The following is a 9,542-nucleotide window of genomic DNA, read 5'->3' as shown; positions in this document are numbered from 1 at the left end:
CGCACTCCAGGGATCCGGAAACGCCGGGACGCGATGGCCCGGCGAACGCAAGGCGGCCAGCAGCCGTGCGCTAGATCAGGAGCGAGCAGTACAGGAGCGTCGGGGGCGGCGCAGGGGGACGCCATCGTTCGGCGCGCACCCGCACATTGCCGCTGGACGATACCTGCGCCATCGCCGGCAGCACCGGCGGCGGGGCGAGCATGCCGACCATCGCGGGCGGCACGGACGGTGCGCGTGTGTCCGGCTGGGTGGCGTGATCGGGATGGCAGTGGCCTTCACACAGGGCATGCGCAGGCGCGCCTGTGCGCATGTCGGCGCAGTCCGGGGCCGTGCCCGTCTCGGCCATCTCCATGCCCGGCATGCGCATGCCGGCAGCCTCGCGACCGGCCATCGTCGACATGCCGGCTACTTCCGCCGGCGCTGCATCGCCGGGCAGACCACCGGCACACGCGTACGCCGCCAGCGCCAGTTGCTGGCACACCAGCCACAGCACCATCGCCCAAGTCAGGCGACGGCGGATGGTCGGTCGGAGCCGGCGGAAACGGTTCATTGCGGGCAGAGGTTAGCCGGTCGCGATGCGGTAGGGTTGACGCAGGTCAGCCGGCCGGGCCGCATGGTGGTGAAATGCGACGTTTTGCCGTGGCGCTGGCGCGCTCGACACGGCGCGGGCCGATCACGGCAACAGGGCAGCCGTCGGCAACGCCGCCAGCAACAGCTGCGCCGCCAGCCCGAGCACGATGATCGCCGCGCCGGCCAGCAACGCCGCACTGCCGGCACAGTGGCCAAGGGTGCCTACCGGCGTCGGAACCTCGGCGAAATACATCGGCGCCAGCACGCGCAGGTAATAGAACAGCGATACCGCGGTGTTGGCGATGGCGACTACTGCCAGCCACGTGTAGCCAGCCTCGATGGTCGCCACGAACAGCATGAGCTTGCCCACGAAACCAACCAGCGGCGGGATGCCGGCCAGTGACAGCAGGCTCAGCGTCAGCACCGCCGCCAGCCATGGCCGCGGGCCGGCCAGCCCGCGGTAATGCGCCAGCTCGGTGCGCCCGCGCAGTTGCGTGACAACGGCGAACGCGGCGAGGTTGGCTACCGCGTAGCCGGCCAGGAAAAACAGCAGCGCCGGCAGCGCCTGGTCGTTCACACCGATCACGGTGACCGCCATCAGCGCATAGCCGGCCTGCGATACCGATGACCAGCCAAGCAGGCGACGTACGTCGGTTTGCCACAGCGCAGCCAGATTGCCCAGCGTCATCGTCGCCACCGCCATCGCCGCCAGCAGCGGACGCCAGCCGACGACGTCCGCCGGAAACACGTGCAGCAGCCGCGCCAGCGCCAGCGCGGCGCCGATTTTCGGCACCACGGTGAGAAACGCCGCCGCCGGTGCCGGCGCGCCTTCGGCCACATCGGGCAGCCAGGTGTGCACAGGCACCGCGCCCAGTTCGAACGCCACACCGATCACCGCCAGCGCCAGCGCAAGCAGCAACAACGGCGATACCGATGCGTGCGCCAGCGCGGCCGCCATGTCGGCATAGCCAGTGCAGCCGAGCAGCCCGAACAGCAGCGCGACACCGAGCATCAGCAGCGTGTTGGCGAACGCGCCGATCAGGAAATACTTCATGCCGGCCTCGACCGACAGCGCCCAGTCGCGATGCCACGCCGCCAGCGTATAGCCGGTCACCGACGACAGCAGCAAGCCCATCACCAGTTGCAGCGTATCGGCGGCACTGGCCATCACCATCGCGCCCAACGCGGACAGCAGCAGCATCGTGTAGTACTCGCCATGCCGCCGTTCGTGCCGGAACCATCCGGGCGCCAGCGGCACGGCGACGGCGGTGGATGCCAGAATGATCCATCGCGCCGCGCTGCCGGCGCCGTCCAGCGCCCAGGTGCCCGAAAAGGTCAGCCGCGGCGGACCGCTCCACTGCATGGTGCACAGCACGCCGGCCAGCGTCAGCCCGACCAAGGCCAGCGGCGCACCCAGCCACTGCCACCGCTGCGGCACGAACGAGGCCAGCAACAGGCCGATCACCGCCGTCACCAGCACCGCGATTTCCGGCAGGACGTCGCCGATCGGCATCGTCAGCGACTCCGCACCAGCGTGGCCGACGCGCTGTCGACGACTGCCAGCAGTGCGTGGGGGTAGACGCCGATCGCCACCACCAGCAGCAGCAATCCACCCAGCAGCAGAATCTCCCGTGGCCGCAGGTCGGCGAAGTCCGCCCAGCGCGCGGGCAGCGCGCCGAAGAACAATCGCTGCAGCATCTGCAGGAACAGCGCGGCGGTGATCAGGATGCCGAGCAGCCCGATCGCGGCCAGCCACGGATAGCTGGCGAAGGTGCCGGCGAAGATCTGGAACTCGGCCACGAAGCCGGCCAGCCCGGGCAGGCCGAGGCTGGCGAACGCCGCCACCGTGGCCGCCGCGGTCAGTCCCGGCGCCACCTGCGCCAGTCCGCCATAGGCATCCATGTCGTACGCGCGCGCGCGCTGCCAGAACGCGGCCGTGATCAGGAACAGCGCGCCGGTGATCAGCCCGTGTGCCACCAGTTCCACCACCGCACCGGTCAGCGCGAGCTGACGTCCGGCACTGCTGCCGGCGAGCGCGCCAGCCGCGGCGACGCCCAGCACGGCGTAGCCCATGTGGTTGACCGAGGTGTAGGCAATGCGCCGTTTCAGGTCGCGCTGACCCAGCGCCACCAGCGATCCCCACAGGATCGAGATCACCGCCAGGATGCCCAGCGGCAGCGCGTAGCGGGCGAACGTCGCGCTCATCATCGAGAACGGAATCCGGATCAATCCGTACACGCCCATCTTCAGCAGCACCCCTGCCAGGATCGCCGACACCGGCCCAGGGGCGTTGACGTGCGCGGGCGGCAGCCAGGTGTGCAGTGGAAACAGCGGCGTCTTGATGCCGAAGCCGAATACGAAGCCGAGCAGCACCAGCGCGCTGCGCACGTCCATGCCCGCCAGCGGCTGCCGCGCGATCAACTCGCGCATGTCGAAGCTCAGCGGCCCGCCGCTGAGGGACAGCCCCAGGATCGCCAGCAGGATCGCCAGCGACCCGGCGAACGTGTACACGAAGAACTTGAGCGCCGCGCGCGGGGCGTCGCCATGGCCCCAGCGGCCGATCAGGAAATACATGCCGACCAGGCTCAGGTCGAAGAACACGTAGAACAGCAGCAGGTCCAGCGCCAGAAACACGCCCAGCGAGACCGCTTGCAGAAACAGGAACCAGGCGTAGTAGGCCCGAGCCCGCCCTTTGGTTTCGGCCGGCCAGGCGATGGCGGCGAGAAACAGCAGCGCGCTCATCGCCGCGATCGCCAGCGCGATGCCGTCAACACCGACCCGCCAGGCCACGCCCAGCGAAGGGATCCACGGGATCACTTCCACCTGCTGGAACGCCGCCGCGCCGGCAGAGGTATCGAAGCGTGCCCACACGACCAGCAACAGGAGCAGCGGCAGCGCGGCCACGCCGATGGCGATCCGGCGTATCTGAGCTTCGGATGCGTTGGGCAGGAACGCCAAAGCAAGAGCACCAAGCAGGGGGACGAGAATGGCCAAAGTCAGCATGTCAGCTCCCCAAGAGAAGAATCACGGTCAATAGCGCGCCACCGATCGCGAGCATCGCCACGTAGTGCTGTGACAGCCCGGTTTGCAACCGTCGTACGTCGAGGCCGCCGAGGCCGAGCAGCGCGGCGGTGCCCTCCGGCAGTCCGTCCGCGACACGTTCGCCGAGGCCGCGGCCGAACGCCGCCAGCACCATGGTGAATGTTTCGCTGGCGCGAACCCCGCGATCGACGACGGCATCGTCGCCACGCGCGAAACGTGCCGCCGCGCGACGGCCCAACAAGGCGGCACCGCGCGGCATGGCGTCGATCAACGCGTCGTCCGCGCACGCCGCGGCGTGCGCCAGCCACAGCACCGGCGTCGATAAGCTCACGCGCAGCAGCGTCGGCAGGCCCCACCAGTTCGCTACCGCAGCCGGAGCGCCGCTCAGGCCGAGCTTCGGCCACCGTCGCACCAACAGGTTGCCGGTCGCCAGACCCAGCCCGGCCAGCAGCAGCGATGCGACCCGCACCAGCGTGCCCGATGTCGGCCATGACACGCCGAGCAAGGCGCCCAGTGCGGCGTGCGCGCGTGGCAGCCACAGCAGCGACAGCACGAGAGTGACCAGCGCCAGCAGGGTCATCGCGATGCGTTCGACGCAACCCGGTCGCTTTGCCTGTACGCATGGATCGCCGAAGCCGAAGGCCAGGCCCTGAAAGCGCGCTGCGTACACCGCGCTCAAGCCGCCAGCCAGCAACACCGCCGCCGCAACCCAAGGGCTGGCGTGTTCGCCGGCGGCGGCGATCGTCTCCTTGGTCCAGGCCGCGCCCATCGGCGGCACGCCGGCCAGCGCCAGTACGGCCACGCCGCTCATGGTGGCCACCCACGGCAACGCGCGACCCAGGCGCATGCGCGCCAGCGTATAGCCGTCTGTCCGCTGGCCAGCGATGCCCGCGGCGAGAAACAGCGGCGCCTTGAAACAGGCATGCGCGACCAGGTGCGCCACGGCAACCGCCGGATAGCCCGCACCCACCGCGACGAACATCAAGCCGAAATGCGCCGAGGTCGAAGCGGCCAGCAATTTCTTGGCGTGGCTCTGCACGATGGCGACCACACCGCCGGCCAGCGCGGTGCTCAGCCCAATCGCGATCACCGCCGGTCCGAACCACGCCACGCGGCTCAGTTGCGGCTGCAGCCGCGCCAGCAGATAAGCGCCGGCGGCGACCATGGTGGCCGCGTGCAGCAGGGCCGAAACCGAGGTCGGGCCGGCCATCGCGCGGAACAGCCACGGCGAGAACGGCAGTTGGCCGGATTTCGACGCGGCCGACAGCAGCAGCCCGAAGGTCAGCAGTGCCAGGGGCAAACCTTGCAGTTGCGCCAGTTCGGCGTAGGCGAATGATCCACTGCCGGCAAACGCGGCCATCACCGCCAGGAACATGCCCAGATCGCCAAGGCGCGTCATCACGAAGGCGTACAGGCTGGAAGCGGCTCCGCTGGCATCGCGCCATTGATGCGCGATCAGCGCCCATGAGCACGCGCCGACCAGCTCCCAGCCGGCCAGCAGGGTCAGCAGATCGGCCGCGATCACCAGCAGCTCCATCGCGCCGACAAACAACAGCAGCAGCGCGAGCAGCCGGCGCAAGCCGGGACGCTCTTCGTGGAACGCCGCGTAGGCGAGCACCGGCAAGGCAACCGCCGGCACCAGCAGCGCGACCACGGCAGCCAACGGTGTCAGCGCCACGTGCAGGGTCAGCAGCGGACTCCACGCCAACTCGCCCTGCCAGCCATGGGCCGCGGCACGCGCGCCGATCAGCAGCGTGGCGGCCATGGTCGCCGCGGCCGCCGCCGCCAGCCAGCCGCGCCGCTCCGAGCCAGCCGCGAACAACGCGGCACCCGCGAGCATTGGCAGCAGGGCCAGCGTCCAGAGCATCAGTGTTTCATCGTCGTCAGGCCCTCGATCACGTCGACCTGGCGTTTGCGGTAGACCGCCGTCACCAGCGCGAAGCCGATCGCCATGTCGACCGCCATCACTGCCATCACGGTGATCGCCAGCAACTGGCCGCGCGGATCGCCGCCGGCGCTGCGCGACCAGCAGCCGACCACGATCAGCAGCACGCCGTTGAGCATCAGCTCCAGCCCCATCAACAGCATCACGAACGATTTCTGCGACAGCGCGCCATACAGGCCCAGGCCGATCAGCGAAGCGCCGACCAGGAGGATCGCTTGGAGGCTCATGCGTGGTGCTCCGGTTGTTCGTTTGCATGCCCGTGCGCCGGCTCGCCGGCCGTTGGAGACGCCGCCGCAGGAGCGTGGCCGCCGTGGCCGCCGCTGTGGCTCTCCGGCATGCGCCCCGCCGGTATCCCGTCGGGCGTCAGTGGCGGCGGCAGCGAGCCGGCATCGGCCGGACCGAACCGGCCGCTGCGGCTGGACAGCACCACGGTGCCGATCATCGTTGCCAGCAGCGTCACCCCGGCGGTCTCGAAGATCAGCATCGAGCGGCCGAGCAACTCCAACCCCAGCTTGCGGATCACCGGCCGGCCGGCGGCGAGCGGGTGCTGCGGCAGATCGGTCAGCCACACCGCTGCCGCCAGCCCGGCAAACGCGAGCACTCCGGCGACGATGGCGAAGCGCTCCTGATGCACCATGTTCATCGGGTTGAGGCCGGCCGGGTCCATCATGAACATCACCATGAACAAGGCCATCACCATCATCTCCACGCCCATCATGAAGATGGTGGCCATGCCCAGGTACGGCGCGCGCAGCAGCAGCAGGATCAACCCGACGGCAACGAACGAGAGCAACAGCAGGAACGCCGAACGCACCATCGAGTCGGTACGGAACACGCGCCAGCCGCTGACGATGGCGATCACCGCCAGCGTCCAGAACGCGAGGTCGATGCCGCTCACCACAACGCCACCACGCCGGCCACCCCCAGGTCCAGAAACGCCAGCGGCAGCAGCACCGTCCACAACAGCGTGAGCATGCGCGAAGGTGGCAGTCGCGCGAGGCCGTGGCCGGCGCCGATCAGCAGCGTGAGCAGCACGAGCATCTTCAGCGCCAGCCACCACGGCCCGGCGCGCACGGGACCCAGATAGCCGCCGAGAAATGCCGAGCTGGCCATTGCCGCGAACGCCACCAGCATGGCGTGGCGCGCGAGTTGCCAGGTCAGCCGCGCGGCGCCGGAGACCTCGCTGGCGGTGCCGCCGGCGAGGTCGGTTGAGTCGGCATAGTCGAACGGCCCGCGCAGACTCAGCGACAGCCCCAGCAAGAGAAACAACAGCAATCCCAGCGGCTGGCGCCATACGTTCCACACCTCGTGCTGCGACTCCACGATGCGTGTCACCGACAGCGACTGCGCCGGCAGCGCGGTGCCGATCAGCACGAACATCGACAGCAGCATGATCGGCAGACTGAGCGCGGCGTAGCGATACGCGCCGAGAAGCGGCAGCGGCGCGTTGGCCGACCAGCCGTGCAGAAACACCGCGATCACCGTCAGCGCCTCCGCCGCGCCCCACAGCACCACGCTGGCGGGCGAATCGATCACCGCGACGCCCGGCGCCAGCGGCACCACCGCCAGCCCGATACCGGCCAGCCCCAGGTACAGCACCGGCGCGAGCGCCCAGTTCAGGCGATCCGGATGCTCGGTGCGGTTCTGCTGGCGCACAAGCGTGGCGGCTATCGTGCGCAATGGCGCGAGCAAGGTGTCACGCATACTTGTCCGCGGTCGCCGCGCGATGGCTGCGAAAACCAGCCGATCGAGCATGACGACAAGAGTCATGCCCACACACAGCAGTGCCAGCATGCCCAGCCATGGCACCAGCACGCTCACGTCGCGTGCCCGGAATGGGTGGCGGCGTGGGGCGCATCGCCGGGCGGGCAATACATGCGGCGGAGCGCGGCCACCTCAAAGCTGTTGATCACCAACATCGCCTCGTGCCACTCCAGGCCGCGCAGCAGCGTGGTGAAAACGCCGCGGATGGCTACCGCCTTGTCGGCCGGCAGCGGATCGTGCTCAGCATCGAGCTCATCCGCGCGCGATGCCGTGCTGAGGGCAACGTCTCCCGCGCGATGCGCCAGGCGCATGGATTGTTCGGCTTCGTCCAGCCATTGATGCAGACGCGCGCGGACGTCGCCATCACGCTGCATGAGCGCGTTGCGGTCCGGTTCGCGGCCGGCCTGATCGTGCCGCCGCTCACCCACGCCGACGTCGGCCGCACGCCGCGCCGTGCCGCCCAGTACCGTCGCCATCAGCGGATCGAGCGTGCCCAGCCCCGGAGGAATCGCGGCGAATGCGCCGCTTCGCACCAGCGCCCTGCGCAGTGCATCGATCGAACAGGGTTCGCCGTGTTCGACCGCGCAGGCCATGCGCCGGCAGCGCTCGGCCAGTGAAGCGAGCTCAAGAACGGCCAGCAACCTCGCGATGCAGCGCAGATGCTGCGCAGCGCGTCGGTATTCGCGGTGTGCAAGCGTCCGCGCGTTGTCGGGTGCATCGCGATCGTCATGCTCGCGGCTCTTTGCTGCCAGGGAACCAACCAAGCCGGGATCGCGGGGCCTGGAGCCGGCGAAGGCAGCGGCACCGGTTTCTTTCAGCAATGAGGAGCCATCGAATGGTTCGACCTGCCTGACGGCGCCATCGTATGGAGCGTGCGATGACGAAGGCGGCGCCGGCCACAGCGGCGGACTTTCCATGTGCGCGTGCTGGATCACATCGCCCTGCACGGTCAGCGAGAGCACCAGGCCGGCTGGCAGCGTCGGCATGAACGGACCCAGCCGCAGCGTGTAGGCATCGAGCGCCAGGCCGTCGCGCAGATCATCGTCGGTCATCGGCATCGGCCGCCCGTACGGCGCGCCACCCATCATGCCCTTGCCACCCTGCCCGTATTCGCCCACGCCGCGCCAAGGCGCAGGGGGCTCGTCCGGCAGCAGGTCGGGTTCGGACGGGTGCTCACCAGCCAGCAGTTGCCGATACAACTCGCGCAGTGCCGGCACGGGATCGCGGTTTGGCGGCAGCGTGCGTGGCGCGCCAAAGTTGGCGGGAGCGTCACAGGCCCAGCACAGCGTCGCGCGCGGATGCGGCAACTGATCGTGCAGTCGGCGCAGCGCCGCAACATCGTGCTCACGCACTTCACCTGCCACCAGCAGCACGCTGGCATGGCGCGGACTGGCCACGCGCTGGAGGGATGGCTGCAAACCGAGATCGTCGATGTGATCACCGGCATCCGCGCCGATCGCGACAAACACCGGTACCGGCGCGGCCGCGGCGAGTGCTCTCAGCGCGCTCATTGCCACCGGAAGATCCCTTCGCGCCAGGCATACACGATGCCGATGGCGAGAATGGCCAGGAACATGCCCATGTCCATGAGCGCCTTGCCACCTTCGGCCACGAAAACCACCGCCCACGGATACATGAACATCATCTCCATCTCGAAGGCGATGAACAGCAGCAGCATCGGGTAGCAGCGCAGGTGATAGCGCTGCCAAGCATGGGTTTTGGCGTCGCCGCCGCCCAGAAACGGCACCTGTTGCGGAGCGCTGCCGGCATGGTCGTGAGCCAGCCATCGCAACGCCCCGGCCGTGCCTGCCGAACACAACAGAACCACCACAAGGGAAACGACATCTTTCACATCGGCAGTCCACTATGAACGTGGTGAAAAGAAGGTGTTGCGCAAAGGCGGAGCGCCACTAGGGTCGCATCCGCTTTGCGCGCCTACGGGCTTCGCTGCGCTGCTGTCGCCCGCGTCTATTTCTGGCCATGCTCCTGAACGGGCGCCGTTACGACATGCTTCGGCTCGTTGGTAAAGCGATCGTTTGCGCACCCTGCGGCCCGGTGCCCGGCTGGCCACCGTTCATCAGTGCGAACAGGCCCGGCAGCCGGCGTGCCAGCAGCAAGCCCGTGGACACACCAATGGCCACGGTGACCGCCACGCTCGCAACGTAGTGCGCGATCAGCCAGGCGTCCGCATGCGAGGGCAGCAGCGGCCATAGCAGGATCT

At 68.9% G+C, this 9,542-nt stretch carries 9 protein-coding genes; all 9 read right to left on the bottom strand.

Translation table 11 applies throughout. The features are described from left to right. Positions 1 to 70: 70 nt before the first annotated feature. Positions 71 to 550: a hypothetical protein gene (locus tag ACO2Q2_RS12505; protein WP_423256113.1), complete on the bottom strand. Its 480-nt coding sequence runs from the start codon at positions 548 to 550 to the stop codon at positions 71 to 73. Between the two features lie 123 nt (positions 551 to 673). After that, positions 674 to 2,083 (bottom strand): NADH-quinone oxidoreductase subunit N, encoded by a 1,410-nt coding sequence (locus ACO2Q2_RS12500; protein ID WP_423256112.1) that lies wholly within the window; start codon positions 2,081 to 2,083, stop codon positions 674 to 676. A gap of 2 nt (positions 2,084 to 2,085) precedes the next feature. Continuing rightward, complete coding sequence (locus ACO2Q2_RS12495) at positions 2,086 to 3,573, bottom strand: complex I subunit 4 family protein (RefSeq protein ID WP_423256111.1); 1,488 nt, start codon at positions 3,571 to 3,573, stop codon at positions 2,086 to 2,088. Position 3,574: 1 nt separating this feature from the next. Next, entirely contained in the window at positions 3,575 to 5,266 is a 1,692-nt protein-coding gene (locus tag ACO2Q2_RS12490; protein ID WP_423256110.1) for an NADH-quinone oxidoreductase subunit L, read from the bottom strand. Between the two features lie 212 nt (positions 5,267 to 5,478). Beyond that, entirely contained in the window at positions 5,479 to 5,784 is a 306-nt protein-coding gene (gene nuoK / locus ACO2Q2_RS12485; RefSeq protein ID WP_423256109.1) for an NADH-quinone oxidoreductase subunit NuoK, read from the bottom strand. Beyond that, on the bottom strand, positions 5,781 to 6,455 hold the full coding sequence (locus ACO2Q2_RS12480; RefSeq protein WP_423256108.1) for an NADH-quinone oxidoreductase subunit J: 675 nt from the start codon (positions 6,453 to 6,455) through the stop codon (positions 5,781 to 5,783). Before ACO2Q2_RS12480 ends, nuoK begins: the two co-directional genes overlap by 4 nt. Next, positions 6,452 to 7,378, bottom strand: coding sequence for an NADH-quinone oxidoreductase subunit H (locus tag ACO2Q2_RS12475; protein ID WP_423256107.1), 927 nt, complete (start codon positions 7,376 to 7,378; stop codon positions 6,452 to 6,454). The genes ACO2Q2_RS12480 and ACO2Q2_RS12475 overlap by 4 nt, the downstream gene beginning before the upstream one ends. Then, positions 7,375 to 8,832 carry a hypothetical protein gene (locus ACO2Q2_RS12470; RefSeq protein ID WP_423256106.1) on the bottom strand — a complete coding sequence of 486 codons (1,458 nt, stop codon included), beginning with the start codon at positions 8,830 to 8,832 and terminating at the stop codon, positions 7,375 to 7,377. The genes ACO2Q2_RS12475 and ACO2Q2_RS12470 overlap by 4 nt, the downstream gene beginning before the upstream one ends. Next, positions 8,829 to 9,173 carry an NADH-quinone oxidoreductase subunit A gene (locus tag ACO2Q2_RS12465; protein WP_423256105.1) on the bottom strand — a complete coding sequence of 115 codons (345 nt, stop codon included), beginning with the start codon at positions 9,171 to 9,173 and terminating at the stop codon, positions 8,829 to 8,831. The genes ACO2Q2_RS12470 and ACO2Q2_RS12465 overlap by 4 nt, the downstream gene beginning before the upstream one ends. Positions 9,174 to 9,542: the final 369 nt, after the last annotated feature.

Source organism: Dyella sp. KRB-257, from assembly GCF_049445995.1.
Classification (GTDB): Bacteria; Pseudomonadota; Gammaproteobacteria; order Xanthomonadales; family Rhodanobacteraceae; genus Dyella_A.
The sequence above is the reverse complement of the archived record's forward strand: the minus strand, read 5'-3'. Positions and strand labels throughout refer to the sequence as shown.

Bases quoted from the DNA above. Each gene is read 5' to 3' on its own strand.
- ACO2Q2_RS12505 (WP_423256113.1), bottom strand. From the start codon at position 550: ATGAACCGTTTCCGCCGGCTCCGACCGACCATCCGCCGTCGCCTGACT.
- ACO2Q2_RS12500 (WP_423256112.1), bottom strand. From the start codon at position 2,083: ATGCCGATCGGCGACGTCCTGCCGGAAATCGCGGTGCTGGTGACGGCG.
- ACO2Q2_RS12495 (WP_423256111.1), bottom strand. From the start codon at position 3,573: ATGCTGACTTTGGCCATTCTCGTCCCCCTGCTTGGTGCTCTTGCTTTG.
- nuoK (WP_423256109.1), bottom strand. From the start codon at position 5,784: ATGAGCCTCCAAGCGATCCTCCTGGTCGGCGCTTCGCTGATCGGCCTG.
- ACO2Q2_RS12470 (WP_423256106.1), bottom strand. From the start codon at position 8,832: ATGAGCGCGCTGAGAGCACTCGCCGCGGCCGCGCCGGTACCGGTGTTT.